Genomic DNA, 14,854 nt, shown 5'->3' with positions numbered 1-14,854 from the left:
CCCTTCCAACTCCTTGACCACCGACTTCAGCCGCTCCTCGAAATCACCGCGATAGCGCGTGCCGGCAATCAAGGCGCCCATGTCGAGCGCATAGATCGTGCACGGCCGCAGCACTTCCGGCACCTCGCCCTTGACGATCTTGCGCGCCAGGCCTTCGGCGATCGCGGTCTTGCCGACGCCAGGATCGCCGACATAAAGCGGATTGTTCTTCTGCCGGCGGCAAAGAATCTGGATGGTGCGTTCGACTTCGGGATCGCGCCCGATCAGCGGATCGATGCGGCCCTGCTTGGCTTTTTCGTTGAGGTTGACGCAATAATTCTCGAGCGCCCCGCCGCCCTTGGCCGAAGGACGATCGGGCTCCTCTTCCTCTTCGGCGCCGCGCACGTTCTTCTGCTGGCTCATGCCCGGACGCTTGGCGATGCCGTGGCTGATGTAGCTCACGGCGTCGAGCCGGGTCATGTTCTGCTCTTGCAGGAAATAGACGGCGTGGCTCTCGCGTTCGGTGAACAAGGCGACCAGCACGTTGGCGCCGGTGACCTCTTCGCGGCCGGAATTCTGCACATGCAGCACGGCGCGCTGCACGACGCGCTGGAAGCCGGTGGTCGGCTTGGCGTCCTCGCCATCCTCGATGACGAGGGTCAACAACTCGTCGTCGATGTAGCGCAGCAGCGACTGGCGCAGCGCCTCCACGTCGACGTTGCAAGCCTTCATCACCTGCGCCGCATCGGAATCATCGGTCAGCGCCAGCAGAAGATGCTCGAGCGTCGCGTATTCGTGGTGGCGATCGGACGCCAGTTTGATTGCGCGGTGAAGAGCCTGTTCGAGACTGCGGGAGAGTGACGGCAACGGCTATTCCTTTTCCATCGTGCACTGCAAAGGATGCTCGTGGCGGCGGGCGAATTCAATCACCTGCGCGACTTTTGTTTCAGCCACCTCGAACGTGAAGACACCGCAAACACCAACGCCGTGGCGGTGAACGTGCAACATGATCTGGACGGCATCATCACGGTTCTTGTTGAAGATGCGCTCCAGGATCAGGACGACGAACTCCATCGGCGTGTAGTCGTCGTTGAGCAGCAAAACCTTGTACAGCGACGGCTTCTTGGTCTTCGGCCGCGTTTTGGTGACGACGCCGGTGCCCGGCCCGGTGCCGCTATTGTTATTCTGGTCGTCGCGTCCGTCCTTCATGCGAGCCGCTCTTGCTGCCTTCCGATTATAAAGGGGTTAACTCGCGTTTGCGCAACTGGTCTTGGCCGCCAGGGTTTACGTTGCAGCGAACGAATTGCGCGGCCGCGTCGTTCAGCGATCAAAACCTGCACCGCGCCGCTCCGCAATAGCGGTAATTCCCATACACCTATCCACCTCGCGGCGGCTTCCCTGGCGAAAGCAAAATGACACTTGCGAATCATTGTGCGTCGCAGCAAACCGGTTGTGCAATGCAGAATCAATGTGGCCGGCGGCTGCCCATACAGCTTCCATTCGCCACACTCGTAAAGTTCGGCGAATGCCCCTTAACACCTCGGAAGCAATTGCCAAAATCACGAACTTGACTTGCAGAACCTGCAACTATTTGGTCCTATTGTTGCAAGCGTGGGACCCAAACGTATTTGGGGCTGAGTATGGTTGACTATTCGCGTAGCCGGAGAAGCGTCGGACGAGTTGCTGTCCTGGCGCTGGTTACCGCTTTGGCGATCGCTTTCGCCTGCCCGGCCGATGCCCGCCGGCATGTCGCCGCGCACCATGGCGGCGGCGCGGTTTCCTCAACGCCGACAGACCCTTCCAAGGATGCCGCGCTCATCATCGACGGCACCACCGGCAAGGTTCTCTACGCCCGCAATCAGCTCGAGGAGCGCCACCCCGCCTCGCTCACCAAGATGATGACGCTGTACCTGCTGTTCGACGCCATCAAGAAGGGCCAGGTGTCCCTCAACAGCACGATTCCCATTTCCGCACACGCGGCGTCCCAAAAGCCGACGAACCTGCACCTGCATTCCGGCGACGAGATCACCGTCGACCTCGCCATCAAGGCCGTGGTCGTGCGTTCGGCCAACGATGTTGCAGTTGCGATCGGCGAGGCCCTCGGCGGCACCGAAGGCCACTTCGCCGAACTGATGACCGCCAAGGCGCGCGCCCTCGGCATGCGCAACACCTTCTATCACAACGCCTCGGGACTGCCCGACGATCTGCAGGTGACGACCGCGACCGACCTGTCGGTGCTGGCGCGCCATCTCGCCTATGATTTCCCGCAGTATTACCACTATTTCTCGACCCCGGCGTTCAGCTTCCGCGGCACCGAATACGTCACCCACGACAACCTGATCGGGCGCTATCGCGGCACCGACGGCATCAAGACCGGCTATACCGGTGCCTCGGGCTTCAACCTCGTCTCCTCGGTGGTGCGCGACAACTCCCACATCATCGGCGTCGTCATGGGCGGACGCACGGCGATCAAGCGCGACCGCGAAATGATCCGGCTGCTTGACCTCGCCTTCGACGCCTCGTCGCGCGATCCCAAGCTGGTCGCCCGCACCCAGGTGCCGTGGCAGGTGGCGCTCAACACCCAGCCGGCGACGGGCCTGGGCAGTTCCGGTATGATCTACGCCTTGCCGGGCGGACCCTCCGAGGGCGATGACGAGGATACCGCCGAGCGCCGCGCCGATGCCGACGACGTAATCGCGACCGAGCCGACCACGGGCCAGCCCAAGCCGCCGGTGGTCGCCGCCCTGCAACTGCCGAAACCGCCGGTGCCAACGCCCGCGCCGCAGCGGCAAGCGACTATTGCCACCGTCGTCCAGCACCCCGCGGTGGCGATACCGACGCCCCGGCCGACACCGCAAGCCGCTCCGGCGACACCGCCGAAGACCGTCGTCGCCGCCACCGCCACGCCGCCGAAGCCGGTGACGCGGCCGGTCGTGCTCGGCGAAGGCGATGTCGGCGACAACGGCACCCTGCGGCCCACCCTCGGCCTGCATGACTGGACCATCCAGATCGGTGCCTTCGCCGATTTGGCCCTCGCCCGCGCCCAGCTCGCCGCCTATGCCGAGAAGTCGATGGACGTGCTCGGACAGGCCCAGCGCATCGTCGTGCCGTTCCAGTCTGTTGACGGCCACACCCTGTACCGTGCCCGCTTCGGCCCGTTCGTCGAACGCGAAGCCCGCCAGATCTGTGCCCGCCTGACCGAACGCGGCCAGACCTGCTTCGCGGCCATCACCAGCCGGTAACGGCGGGCTCACGCTTCCTTGCCTTTGCGGGTACGAAAACGCGCTGGCGTGCGCGACCGTTTGGCCGCAAGCTGGACGCGAATTCCGACGCCAACGCCGCCTGAGGGGGACGCCATGAGCGAGACGATCATTCCGGCACCCGCCGCCAAGGCCGACCGGCCGATCCGGTTCACCGATGTCCTTCTGGCGATCGCGGCGACGCTCGGCGGCACGTTCGTCATCGGCGGCCTGCTGGGGGCGATGATCGGGGTGATCTGGGCATTGCTGAAATGGCCCGGCACTCTGAAAGATGCGCTGGAGAACAATTTCACCGTCGTGGTCGGACTCACGACCTTGATCAGCGCCGTCATCCTGGTGCTGCTGCTCATGATCGCCACCCGCTTCACCCGGCGGCCAATCCGCTATTTCTTTCCACCGGTCTCGGCCGCGGTCGTGGTCAACGCGGCCCTCAGCGCGGTGGCGGTGATCCTGTTCGGCGTCGCCGTGGAAGCGGCGCTGAAATACGGTTGGCACATCTCACTCAACGTCGCCAAGTCCGAACAAGCGATGACGCCCAAATCCTGGGAGCAGCTTGGCATCGTGATGGTGTGTTTCGTCGCGTTCGTGCCGTTCTACGAGGAATACCTGTTCCGCGGCTACATCTTCGGCTGGCTGAAGCGTGTGACGCCGGTGTGGATCGCGGTGATCCTCAGCGCGGCGCTGTTCTCGGCGATGCACGGGCTGTTTCTTTCGCGCGGCGGCATTTCCGGTTGGGTCGGGACCGGCGAGATCTTCGTGCTCGGCTGCGTCATGGCGGCATGGGTGGCGAAAACGGGCTCGCTGTGGCCATCGTATATCGTCCACATCGTCAACAACGCGCTCGCCTTCACCCTCGCCTTCCTGCTGCCGAATTTGCCGTAAGGGTCAATACGGCGCGTAGGATTTGACGTCGGTGAGGGCGCTGCCGGCGGCCTGGTTGATGGCGTGCTTCAAGGCCGAACGGCGGTCGTTGTTGCGGTAGACCGAGCGGGCGAGTTCGACGAAGCGGGGGCCGAAATCCTTGGCGCGCTCGCAATCGCGGATGTCGTCCTCCACCAGCCACAGAGCCGCGTTGACGGCCTTCAATTCGGCCCGCAGCGCCTCAACGCCGGGAATTGGCGCATCGGCGGCGAGCGCAGCGCTCAGCTTTTCGTATTCCAGCGACACCGGCACCAGCTTCGCCGCGTCGGCGATGTGCTCGCGCTTCAGTTCCAGAATCGTCAACCGGTCGATCACCTCGCCCGGCGCCATCTCGATCAGCATCACGCGGCCTCCCCGCAAAGTGTAGCCCGGGTCAGCTTGAACTCAACAGCGCGGTATTGCCGCCGGAGGCGGTGGTGTTGACGGTGAAGGTGCGTTCCAGCGCCATGCGGTGCAGGTAATGCGGACCTCCGGCCTTGGGACCGGTGCCCGACAAGCCCTCGCCGCCGAACGGCTGCACGCCGACCACGGCGCCGATCTGGTTGCGGTTGACGTAGACATTGCCGACCTTGACCCGCTCGCGGATGAAGGCGGCGGTGGTTTCGATGCGGGTGTGGATGCCGAGCGTCAGACCATAGCCGGTGGCGTTGATCGCCTCGCAGACCTTGTCGAGATGATCGGCAGAGTAGCGGACGACGTGCAGAATGGGTCCGAACACCTCGCGCTCGAGCACGGCGATATTGTCGATGGCGAAGACGTGCGGCGGGAAGAAGACGCCGGTCTTGTGCTCGGGGCCGAGGCGCAATTTCTTCAGCAGGGTGGCCTCCCGGGTCATTTTTTCGGCGTGCCGTTCGAGGGTTTCGCGGGCGGCTTCGTTGATGACGGGACCAATATCGGTGGCGGGATCGAACGGATCGCCGAGGCGCAGTTCGTCGACGGCGCCGAGCACCATCTCCAACATCCTGTCGGCGACGTCGTCCTGCAAGAACAGAACGCGCAACGCCGAGCAGCGCTGACCGGCACTGTCGAACGCCGAGGTGACGGCATCGCGCGCCACCTGCTCGGGCAGCGCGGTGGAATCGACGATCATCGCATTCTGGCCGCCGGTCTCGGCGATCACCGTGGCGATGGGACCATCGCGGGCCGCGAGCGCGCGGTTGATGGCGGCGGCGGCCTCGGTGGAACCGGTCAGCACGATACCGGCGAGCCGCGGATCGGGGAAGATCGCGGCGCCGATCCTGGCACCGCTGCCGGGCAGCAGATGCAGCACGTCCACCGGCACGCCGGCCTGATGCAAGAGGCGCACGGCAGCCGCGGCGATCAGCGGCGTCGGCGCGGCGGGCTTGGCCAGCACCGCATTGCCGGCGGCGAGCGCGCCGGCAACCTGACCGGTGAAAATAGCCAGCGGAAAATTCCACGGGCTGATGCAGGCGAAGACGCCCTTGCCGTGCAGGGTCAACTCGTTGGATTCGCCGGTCGGGCCCGGCATCAGTTGCGGCGCGAAACTGCGGCGCGCCTCGGAGGCGTAATAGCGCAGGAAATCGGCGGCCTCGCGCAATTCCGAGATTGCGGTGGGAAGCGTCTTGCCGCCTTCGCGCACGATCAGCGCCATCAGTGAGGCGCGGTTCTGTTCGAACAGATCGGCGGCGTGCTCGAGGATTTTGGCGCGGACGTCACCGCCGAGCCGATCCCACGCGGTTTGCGCCCCATCGGCGCGGTCGAGCGCCTCTTTGGCATCGGCGGCACTGGCCTGCGCGACCTGGCCGATGACGCGGCTGCGGTCGGCGGGATCGGTGACCGGCGCCGGCAGCCCAATGCGCTCTGACCCGCCGATGATGGGCGCGGCGAGCGGCAGGCGCGGCAACGAGGCGTGCATTTCGGCAAGAACCGGATCGGCGCGTTCGGGGTCGCTCCACAGAAAGCCTTCGGAGTTGATGCGATTGGGGAGCATGTCGCGCGGCAGCGCAATGCGCGGGTTGCGCTTGGGCGTTTCGCTGGCGAGCGTCGCCACCGGATCGGCGACCAGCGTATCGAGCGACGCCTCGGCATCGGCCATGCGATTGACGAATGACGAATTGGCGCCGTTTTCGAGCAGCCGGCGGACGAGATAGGCGAGCAAATCCTCGTGACTTCCGACCGGAGCATAGATGCGGGTCGGCACGCCTTGCGGTTTGAGCGTGTGATAATGTTCGTACAGCGCTTCGCCCATGCCGTGCAGACGCTGGAATTCGAAATCGGCGTTACCGGCCAGTACCTGCACCGCCGCCAGCGTGTGGGCATTGTGGGTCGCGAACATGCCATAAATCGCATCGGGCGCAGCAAAGATGGCGCGGGCACAGGCGATGTACGACGTGTCGGAGGCGGCCTTGCGCGTGAACACCGGATAGTCGGCGAGGCCGGCTTCCTGGGCGCGCTTGATCTCGGTGTCCCAGTACGCCCCTTTCACCAGTCGCACCGGAATGCGCACGCGATGACGTCGGGCGATCTCCACCAGCCACTGGATCGTCGGCAGCCCTCGTTTCTGGTACGCCTGCACCGCCAGCCCAAGGCCATTCCAGCCTTTCAATTCGGGCTTTTCCAAGAGCGCGGCGAAGACGTCGAGCATCAGCTCGTGACGGTCGGCCTCTTCGGCGTCGATGGTGAGACCGATGTCAGCCTTGCGGGCGCGCACCGCGAGATCGACCAGTGCCGGGACCAGCTCGGCAAAAACGCGCGTGCGCTTGACCCATTCGTAGCGCGGATGCACGGCGGACAGCTTCACCGAAATCGACGGACGGGCGTGGATCGGACCGGCGTCGTCGCGATAGCTGGCAGCGATGTCGGCGACGGCGTCCTGGTAATGCGTCAGGTGGCGTTCGGCATCCTGGCGCGTGTAGGCGGCCTCGCCCAGCATGTCGAAGGAATAGCGATAGCCCTGCGTGCGCCACTCGCGCGCGTTCTTGATCGCCTCGCGCATCGTGCGGCCGAGCACGAACTGGCTGCCCATCATCCGCATCGCCGCGCCGATCGCCTGACGGATCACCGGCTCGCCGGATCGCGCCACCAGCTTCTTGATCGCGCCCTGCAGATTCCAGTCCGGCGCGGTTCTTTCGTTCTCTTGGCCCATCCGCACCACACGCCCGGTCAGCATCAGGCCCCAGGTGGAGGCGTTGACGAACAGCGACTCCGATTTGCCGAGATGGCTTTCCCAATCACCGGGCGCAATCTTGTCGCGGATCAACCGGTCGGCGGTGTCGGCATCGGGCACCCGCAGCAGCGCCTCGGCGAGACACATCAGCGCGACGCCCTCTTCGGTCGACAGCGCATATTCCTGAGTCAGCGCATCGACGCCGCCGTGCCGCGAACCGTCACCGCGGATTTTTCCGGCGAGTTCGCGCGCCAACATGGCGATCGCGGCATCTTCTTCGGGATTCAATTTTGCCGCCGCAATGCGAGCGACGGAAACGCGGTTCTCATCGGCGAAATACGCATCGGCGATGGCGTGACGGGTCGAGTCGGCCATGGGGGCTTCGCGTAATTGTGTCATGACCATTCTAGCGCGGAGTTGGCGCAGCGGCTAATGTCGGCGGCATGAGCACTGTTCCCCAGATCGTCACCACCGTCGCCGAATTGCGCCACCGCATCACCGCCCTGCGTCAGGACGATTCGCGCGTCGGCCTCGTCCCCACCATGGGCGCCCTGCACGCCGGCCATCTTTCTCTCGTCCGGGAAATCCAGAAGCGCGTCGACGTGGTGGTGGTCAGCATTTTCGTGAACCCCACCCAGTTCGCGCCGCACGAAGATTTCGACCGCTATCCGCGCGCCCTGATGGCCGATGCCGAAAAACTCGGGATCGGCGGCGAGACCGACCTGATCTTCGCCCCCTCCGTTGGGGAAATGTATCCGCCGGGATTTTGCACCAAACTCGACGTCGGCGGCCCTGCCGTAGGACTCGAATCGGAGACGCGGCCGCAATTCTTCGCCGGCGTCGCCACTGTGGTGTCGAAGCTGCTGCTGGCGGCAATGCCCGATTTCGCCTTATTCGGTGAGAAGGACTATCAGCAGCTTCTGGTGATCCGCCGGATGGTCGCCGACCTCGGCCTCGGCGTGCAGATTCTCGGCGCGCCCATCATCCGCGAACGCGACGGGTTGGCGATGTCGTCGCGCAACGCCTATCTCAGCGAAGATGAGCGCCGCATCGCCGGACAGCTCAATGTCGTGCTGCAAAGCCTGATCGGAAACCTGCGCGACGGCACGCCGATCGCCGAAGTGGAAGCCAACGGCGCCCGCGCCATCCTGGCCGCCGGATTCAACAAGGTCGACTATCTCACCGTGCGCGACGCCGAAACGCTGGCGCCGATCGCGAGCCTCGACCGCCCGGCGCGGATTTTGACCGCCGCCACGGTCGGCCACACCCGCCTGATCGACAATATGGCGGTATAGGGCGGCGGACTTTCACATGAGAACGCTACTCCAACACTGTCATCGCCCGCAAATGCGGGCGACCCAGGTCAAATCTGTCGTGAACTTCGGAGTTGTGCCAGATGGCACCTGGATGGCCCGCAGTCGCGGGCCATGACACCGAGGGGTTCTCGGTGAATATCCGATGTTCTACAGCAGCCCCAGTTCGGCGAGCTGGATTTTCAGGTCTTCGGGCAGGCCATCGCCGCCTTTGATGGCGCGCGCGTCGGCGGGGACGTCGCCGGCTTCGAGATAGCGCCAGCCCTGGAACGGCGAGCGGAAGCGGCGCTCGGTCTGGATCAGCTCGGGATCATAGACGATGCCGCAATGGGGCACGCCGTTCTTCGTCGTCTGACGAATGTCGATGAGCCGGTGGCGGGCCGAAATGTGCCCCTTGATCACCCAATAGAGCGAGCCGCCGTCGAGCAGTTCCTCGACGCGCTTGGGCATCATCCGGGTGACGTGGACGAGTTCGAGCGGCTGCTTCTTCTTGCGCCGCTCCTTGATCCGGGCCTGTTGCCAATCGACCAGGTCCTGGACCGACTCCACGCCGACGCAAAGCTTCACAAGATGAACCGTCACAAACCGTCTCCAAGCACCGCCGAGCGACCCTGTTTATGGCCTCGCGCCCGAGGTTCAAAGGGGCAAATGGCCAGCCCCAAATCCGGGCAACCGTCGGCGCCTGCGTCCTTATACCTTGCGTTGTGTCCCACGGTCATTCTTGTGCGGCGTGCACCGGCTGTACCACACTCGTGCGAGTCGAGATCTCAGGGGGCATTTCCATGGATAAGAAAAAGCTCACATTGATTGGCGCGGCCGTCGTTGCCGTGCTCGTGATCGTTGCTGCCATCGGCTACTTCGGGGGCTTCTTCGGCGCCGGCACGCCCGACGTCATCGCCGTCAAGATCGGCGAAAAATGGGGCTTCATCGACCATACCGGCAAATACATCATCAACCCGCAGTTCGACGCCGTCGCCTCCAACCGCGGCACCCTGTTCATGGCTGGCTACGATCAGGACGACCGCTATGGCCTGCTCGCCGTCCGATCGGGCGACAAGTGGGGCTACGTCGACGCCAAAGGCACCTTCGTCATCAACCCGCAGTTTGACACCGCCGTGGGCTTCGACGCCGACACCGGCCTCGCCGCAGTCTCGATCGGCGGCAAATGGGGTCTGATCGACCACACCGGCAAATACGTCGTCAATCCGCAGTTCAGCGCGATTGCCGGGAACGCGGGGCCGAGCAAGCTGTGGCTGGTCAGCGTCGATGGCAAATGGGGCGCGATCGACGCCACCGGCAAGATCGTCATCAACCCCCAGTTCGAGCTGATGACCCCCTTCGACAACACCGGCAAGGCGATCGTACGGGCCGGCGGCAGGTGGGGCTACGTCGACAAGGAAGGCAAATACGTCATCAACCCGCAATTCGACGTCGCGGCACCGTTCGATTCCTCGTCCGGACTGGCGGCGGTCGGCACCGGCTCCAAGATCGGCTTCATCGACAAGTCCGGCACCTATGTTATCAATCCGCAGTTCGACAATCCGGGCGGCTTCCTGCGCCTGACCAGGTTCGACAGCTCCACCGGCCTCGTCCAGGTCAGCTCGGGTGGCAAGTGGGGCTACATCGACAAAACCGGCAAGTTCGTCATCAACCCGCAGTTCGATCTCGCCACCCCGTTCCAGCACGACGGCCATCTGGCGCTGGTCAAGCTCGGCTCGAAGTTCGGCTTCATCGACAAGGCGGGAACCTATGCCATCAACCCGCAGTTCGACGATGCCATTTTCTTCCGCAGCGACCTGGCGCCGGTGCGGACGGATGGCAAGTGGGGCTTCATCGACCGGACCGGCAAATACGTGGTCAACCCGCAGTTCGACGGTGTTCAGTTGTGCAGCGTTCGCGGCATGTGGATCATCGAGATCGGCGGCAAGGTCGGGTTGGCGGACAAGGACGGCAAGATCGTCATCAATCCGCAGTTCGATTCCGTCCTCTGCCCGCAGAAGCTGAACGCAGAGATGGAGTTCTGAGTGCAACGTGGCCGGTGCGGATCGCCGTGCCGGCCACCGATTTCCTGCTTGCGGAAAATACTTAGCGTGCCGGGTGCGGTCCGGCGAAAAACCGCAGCATCGTTTCAGCACCTCTTAACAAGCGCCTGAGATGTTGGCGCCGATGTCCGGTCGGTGCCCCCGCGTATGCCCATTTTCCAGTTGATGTACGTTTCGACCTCGTCGTGGAAACTCGACAATGGCGAATTGTCGGCCATCCTCGACGTCAGCCGCGCCAACAACCGCCGGCTGGGCGTCACCGGCCTGCTGCTCCACCTCGATCACGGCTTCCTGCAGATCCTCGAAGGCCCGGAAGACTCCGTGATGGAAGTCTTCGGACGCATCGAGCGCGACCAGCGCCACATCGGCGTGCGCGTACTTTTCCGCCAGCACGTTCCCGAACGGCTGTTTGGCGACTGGAGCATGGGCTTCGATCGCTGGACCAAGGGCGCCGCGCGCACCGCCGGCATGTTCGAAATCACCGAAGACGCGATACACAACATCATTGCGCCCGAGAAGGCCGTGATGATCGCGGTCCTTCTCAGGAACTTCTATCGCGTCAACGCCGGAAGCTGCGCCGCGTAGCGGTTCAGCGGTCGACGATCGCCGAAACCAGCGACTTGACCCCGAACACCACCGTGTCGAGCACCAGGAACACGACGTAATCCGCGGCCGCCTCTTTGGCGAACGCCAGATTCAACGCCGGCATCGCCAGCTGGCCGTGACCCAGAACCACCGGGCCGATCAGCGTCGCGGCAATGAAAATCGCCGTCGCCAGCACCGGAATGAAGATCACGCCGGCAAAATGCTTGGTGATCAATCCGAAGAACAACGCGATCACGGCGAGGTAAATTACCGTCGGCATATGCAGCAACATGTGCACATGTCCGACGAAATGCGTCAGATGAAGCGTGACAATTTCCATGGCGGACCCCCTAGCCCTTAGGCGATCAGTGTACGCCATTCGCTGCCGAAGAGCTATCGCGTCAGTGGTGTGCCGCCGCCGGTTTCAAAAGCCGCGTCCGCAGGAAATAGAACAGCGCGATCAGGATCACATAGCCAACATAGACCGCCAGCCAGTTGCGCCAGGTTGTAGCGTCGAGCAGCGCCGGCAGCCGCAGCGCAGCGCCATGATCGATCGCCGGCGCCACCATCTGCGCCAGGACATGGAAAAGCAGCGCCGCCAGCGCCATCTCCCATAGCTTCTTCCACGCCGACAGCTGGAACGAGGCGATCAGGGCGATCACCAATCCAAGCACGGCGTTGACCTGGTTAAAGCCCGTCCGGAACAGGTCGAGCACACTGTTGAGGAAATGAAGGATCACATCCATCGGTCGGCCCCACGATTAACCAACCTGGATGAGACAACAGTCTGCCGCGGTTTTCAATTCAGACGTGACGGCAGGACACGGCGGAACTCAGACGCCGAGCAGTGCGCGCCAGCCCGACAGCAGCAATCCGACCACCCCGCCAAGCACGAACAGGACGATGGCGATCACGAAACAGCCCAGGCCGCAGCCGCCGCAACCGAGCGCCCGCACGAACGGCGGGGCGTTGAGGTAAACCCGGGTCTGGGACGGCGGATAGGGATCGGACATCGGAAATCTGCCAAGCGACATCCGTGCTTAGCCTGTTTCGCCGGCCCGACCAAGGGGGCCGGTTACAGCACCGTCACCGCCACTGCATCCGATTCGACGGGGCCGTTCTCGAACACGATCGCCTGGATCGGGGCGCCGGATCGCGGCGGTTCGGGGACGTAGATCGCGTGAACGCGGAACCGGCCGGTCGTCGGGAAGATATCCCGTACCTGGGCGACGGCGCTGAAACCCACCTGCTCGCCGACATCAACTTCGCGGTAATTAACCATCCCGCGCACCAGCGCCGGCGGCGGCAGCGCGACCGGCGGATGGAACAGCGGCTCGATGGTATGGCCGTCGGGCGTCTTCACCGACAGGCGGAAACCGCGGACCTCGCCCCAGCGCATCGGCACGAACAGGCGCATATGCTCGCGCCGCGCCTCAAGGCTGGCGCCGACGCGCACCATGCCGTCGCGCCGCACTTGGGTACGGTCCAGCGTCAGTCGGCACAGCAGCAGCGATGAATTCCTGCTTGCGGCCGCACGCGCCGCCATGCCGTAAAACGGCAGCCCAGCTACCCCAGCCAGTATCGCACGTCGCGTTTGCATCCTCGCCCCCTCCCATCGCAGACGCGCGCATCCTACTGCGGCCGCGGACGGGGCAACAGGTGGTCCCGCTACGGAAGCCTCAGGCGCTGCGCTCGCGGACCATCTCGGCCAGCCAGCCGCGCGGTTCGTCGTCGATATCGAAGGTGAAGTGGTTCGGCACCGCCTTTACGATCTCGAGCTCAGGATATTTCGCCTGAATCTCTTCTTGCGAACGCGCCTTGACCACGCCCCAGACGCCGGCTTTGCCGAAGTCGTAGGAAACCAGGAAATCGATCTTGTCCTGCATCAGCTTATTATCTCCACTGCCAACGCCGTTGCCTCGCCCCCACCGATGCAGAGCGCAGCAACGCCTTTGTTCAATCCGCGCCGGGCCAGCGCATGCAACAGCGTCACCACAATGCGTGCTCCCGAACATCCGATCGGATGGCCGAGGGCACACGCCCCCCCGTTTACGTTCAGCCGCTCATGAGGAATGCCGAGATCGCGCATCGCTATCATCGCTACCGCGGCAAACGCCTCATTCACTTCGAACAAATCCACGTCCTCAACCGACCAGCCCGCCCGGTCCAAGACCTTGCGAACCGCCCCGACCGGGGCCGTGGTGAACCAGCGCGGCTCCATCGCGAAGCTCGCATCGGCAACGATACGCGCAACCGGCTTAATGCTCCGTGACCAGACCGCGGCTTCCGACGCCAAGACTACCGCCGCCGCCCCATCCGCGATCGAAGACGAATTGGCCGCCGTAACCGTCCCGCCGGGGGCAAAAGCCGGCCTCAACTGCGGGATTTTGGCCGGATTGGCGCGCTCCGGCGGCTCGTCGGCACCGATGACGGGGCGCCCGGGCAGCTCGACCTTCGCGATTTCGGTCTCGAATTCCCCCTCCGCCTGGGCGCGCTTGGCCCGTAGGAGCGACTCAGTCGCATAAGTATCTTGATCCTGGCGGGTGAATTGGTAGTGGCGGGCGGCGTCCTCGGCATAGGTGCCCATCAGGCGATGCTCGTCGGCGTCCTCCAGCCCGTCGAGGAACATGTGGTCCTTGAGCTCGCCATGGCCGAGCCGGTAGCCGCCGCGCGCCTTCGCCAGCAAATAGGGCGCATTCGACATGCTCTCCATGCCGCCGGCGACCGCGTACGCACCGCGCCCGAGCGCCAGCCCATCGGCCGCCAGCATGATCGCCTTCATGCCCGAGCCGCACACCTTGTTGACCATCGTCGCCGGCACCGAATCGGGAAGCCCGCCATGGCGAGCCGCCTGACGCGCCGGCGCCTGCCCTGCCCCGGCCGACAACACGCAGCCCATCACTGCTTCGCTGATCGCCTCAGGCGGAACGCCGGCGCGCCCCACCGCGGCAGCGATCGCCGCCGCTCCAAGTGCAGGGCCGGACAGCGACGACAGCACCCCCTGAAATGCACCCATCGGCGTGCGCGCCGAGGCGAGCACGTAGACATCGGACATGGCCGTTTCTCCCGAACGTGTATGCGCAACATACAGTCACGGAGGCGGCGATGCATGACTGCCGTAGGGGAATGATCGGGGGCATTCCCTATGCTTTTTGCTTCAATTCACGCCATGGGCGTTGAGGTGGGCGCTGTAGGCCTTGTCGGTTTCCTGGATGTGATGTTTCAGCCAGTCGCGCAGGAAGGTGAGGGTTTCCATGCCGAGGCCCGTGGTGCCGACCTGAAATTTCTGGATTTCGGCCATCACCGTGGCCTTGAGCTTTTCGTGCTGGCGCTTGTGGCCCTCGGCGCCGGGATATTTGGTCAGTTCGAAGTATTTTTCTTCGCGCTGGAAATGCTCGACCGTGTAGTTGGCCAAACGGCGCAGGATGCTGCCGACAACCTCGTTGCCATGCCCGTCCAACATGGCGGCGTGCAGCTCATTGATCATCGCAATGAGCTTCCTGTGGTCCTCGTCGAGCACATGGACGCCGACACTCATCGTCGGGTCCCAGGTCATCAACATGGCAGCTCCTCCCGTCGGGCAGGCCATCATACTCGTCCGGGCCTGGTTAAAAAAACTAGCCGGCG

General features: G+C 64.1%; 17 protein-coding genes. 5 read left to right on the top strand and 12 right to left on the bottom strand.

The annotated features are described in order from the left end of the window. Together AC1P6P_RS07765 and clpS are read right to left on the bottom strand one after the other, a co-directional pair. On the bottom strand, positions 1-846 hold an 846-nt coding region (locus AC1P6P_RS07765), incomplete at its 3' end, for a Clp protease N-terminal domain-containing protein (RefSeq protein WP_481401864.1). Positions 847-849: 3 nt separating this feature from the next. After that, the gene (gene clpS, locus AC1P6P_RS07760; protein ID WP_481401863.1) at positions 850-1,188 is read right to left on the bottom strand and encodes an ATP-dependent Clp protease adapter ClpS; all 339 of its coding nucleotides are present in this window, start codon (positions 1,186-1,188) and stop codon (positions 850-852) included. A 431-nt stretch (positions 1,189-1,619) separates the two neighbouring features. Between clpS and AC1P6P_RS07755 the strand changes: the two genes are divergently transcribed. Further along, positions 1,620-3,221, top strand: a complete 1,602-nt coding sequence (locus AC1P6P_RS07755; protein WP_481401862.1) for an SPOR domain-containing protein — start codon at positions 1,620-1,622, stop codon at positions 3,219-3,221. 114 nt (positions 3,222-3,335) lie between these two features. Continuing rightward, positions 3,336-4,121, top strand: coding sequence for a CPBP family intramembrane glutamic endopeptidase (locus tag AC1P6P_RS07750; RefSeq protein WP_481401861.1), 786 nt, complete (start codon positions 3,336-3,338; stop codon positions 4,119-4,121). Positions 4,122-4,124: 3 nt separating this feature from the next. Here AC1P6P_RS07750 and AC1P6P_RS07745 read toward each other — a convergent pair whose 3' ends face one another. Then, a complete protein-coding gene (locus AC1P6P_RS07745) occupies positions 4,125-4,502 on the bottom strand; it encodes a DUF6165 family protein (protein WP_481401860.1) in 378 nt (125 codons plus the stop codon). Positions 4,503-4,533: 31 nt separating this feature from the next. Then, the gene (gene putA, locus AC1P6P_RS07740; RefSeq protein ID WP_481401859.1) at positions 4,534-7,692 is read right to left on the bottom strand and encodes a bifunctional proline dehydrogenase/L-glutamate gamma-semialdehyde dehydrogenase PutA; all 3,159 of its coding nucleotides are present in this window, start codon (positions 7,690-7,692) and stop codon (positions 4,534-4,536) included. Positions 7,693-7,730: 38 nt separating this feature from the next. Here putA and panC point away from each other — a divergent pair, with 38 nt between their 5' ends. Continuing rightward, entirely contained in the window at positions 7,731-8,582 is an 852-nt protein-coding gene (gene panC / locus AC1P6P_RS07735; protein ID WP_481401858.1) for a pantoate--beta-alanine ligase, read from the top strand. 168 nt (positions 8,583-8,750) lie between these two features. On the opposite strand, the gene AC1P6P_RS07730 is transcribed toward panC, so the two are convergent. Continuing rightward, positions 8,751-9,182, bottom strand: a complete 432-nt coding sequence (locus AC1P6P_RS07730) for a DUF1489 family protein (protein ID WP_481401857.1) — start codon at positions 9,180-9,182, stop codon at positions 8,751-8,753. Positions 9,183-9,382: 200 nt separating this feature from the next. Between AC1P6P_RS07730 and AC1P6P_RS07725 the strand changes: the two genes are divergently transcribed. Then, on the top strand, positions 9,383-10,624 hold the full coding sequence (locus AC1P6P_RS07725; protein WP_481401856.1) for a WG repeat-containing protein: 1,242 nt from the start codon (positions 9,383-9,385) through the stop codon (positions 10,622-10,624). A 165-nt stretch (positions 10,625-10,789) separates the two neighbouring features. Then, positions 10,790-11,227 carry a BLUF domain-containing protein gene (locus AC1P6P_RS07720; RefSeq protein WP_481401855.1) on the top strand — a complete coding sequence of 146 codons (438 nt, stop codon included), beginning with the start codon at positions 10,790-10,792 and terminating at the stop codon, positions 11,225-11,227. 4 nt (positions 11,228-11,231) lie between these two features. Here the strand turns inward: AC1P6P_RS07720 and AC1P6P_RS07715 are convergent, their stop codons facing one another. The 7 genes from AC1P6P_RS07715 to AC1P6P_RS07685 all read right to left on the bottom strand — a co-directional run bounded on the left by AC1P6P_RS07715 (position 11,232) and on the right by AC1P6P_RS07685 (position 14,789). Continuing rightward, a complete protein-coding gene (locus AC1P6P_RS07715; RefSeq protein WP_481401854.1) occupies positions 11,232-11,567 on the bottom strand; it encodes a hypothetical protein in 336 nt (111 codons plus the stop codon). A gap of 61 nt (positions 11,568-11,628) precedes the next feature. Beyond that, positions 11,629-11,973, bottom strand: coding sequence for a hypothetical protein (locus tag AC1P6P_RS07710; RefSeq protein WP_481401853.1), 345 nt, complete (start codon positions 11,971-11,973; stop codon positions 11,629-11,631). A gap of 87 nt (positions 11,974-12,060) precedes the next feature. Beyond that, complete coding sequence (locus tag AC1P6P_RS07705; protein WP_481401852.1) at positions 12,061-12,240, bottom strand: hypothetical protein; 180 nt, start codon at positions 12,238-12,240, stop codon at positions 12,061-12,063. A gap of 62 nt (positions 12,241-12,302) precedes the next feature. After that, positions 12,303-12,827 (bottom strand): hypothetical protein, encoded by a 525-nt coding sequence (locus AC1P6P_RS07700; protein WP_481401851.1) that lies wholly within the window; start codon positions 12,825-12,827, stop codon positions 12,303-12,305. Between the two features lie 79 nt (positions 12,828-12,906). After that, entirely contained in the window at positions 12,907-13,113 is a 207-nt protein-coding gene (locus AC1P6P_RS07695; protein ID WP_481401850.1) for a hypothetical protein, read from the bottom strand. After that, the gene (locus AC1P6P_RS07690; protein ID WP_481401849.1) at positions 13,113-14,282 is read right to left on the bottom strand and encodes a thiolase family protein; all 1,170 of its coding nucleotides are present in this window, start codon (positions 14,280-14,282) and stop codon (positions 13,113-13,115) included. Before AC1P6P_RS07690 ends, AC1P6P_RS07695 begins: the two co-directional genes overlap by 1 nt. Positions 14,283-14,384: 102 nt before the next feature. Beyond that, on the bottom strand, positions 14,385-14,789 hold the full coding sequence (locus AC1P6P_RS07685) for a bacteriohemerythrin (protein WP_481401848.1): 405 nt from the start codon (positions 14,787-14,789) through the stop codon (positions 14,385-14,387). Positions 14,790-14,854 lie beyond the last annotated feature (65 nt).

The sequence above is a fragment of the Rhizomicrobium sp. genome (assembly GCF_056722145.1).
Note: the sequence above shows the minus strand (reverse complement) of the source record. Positions and strands in the feature narration are given on the sequence as shown.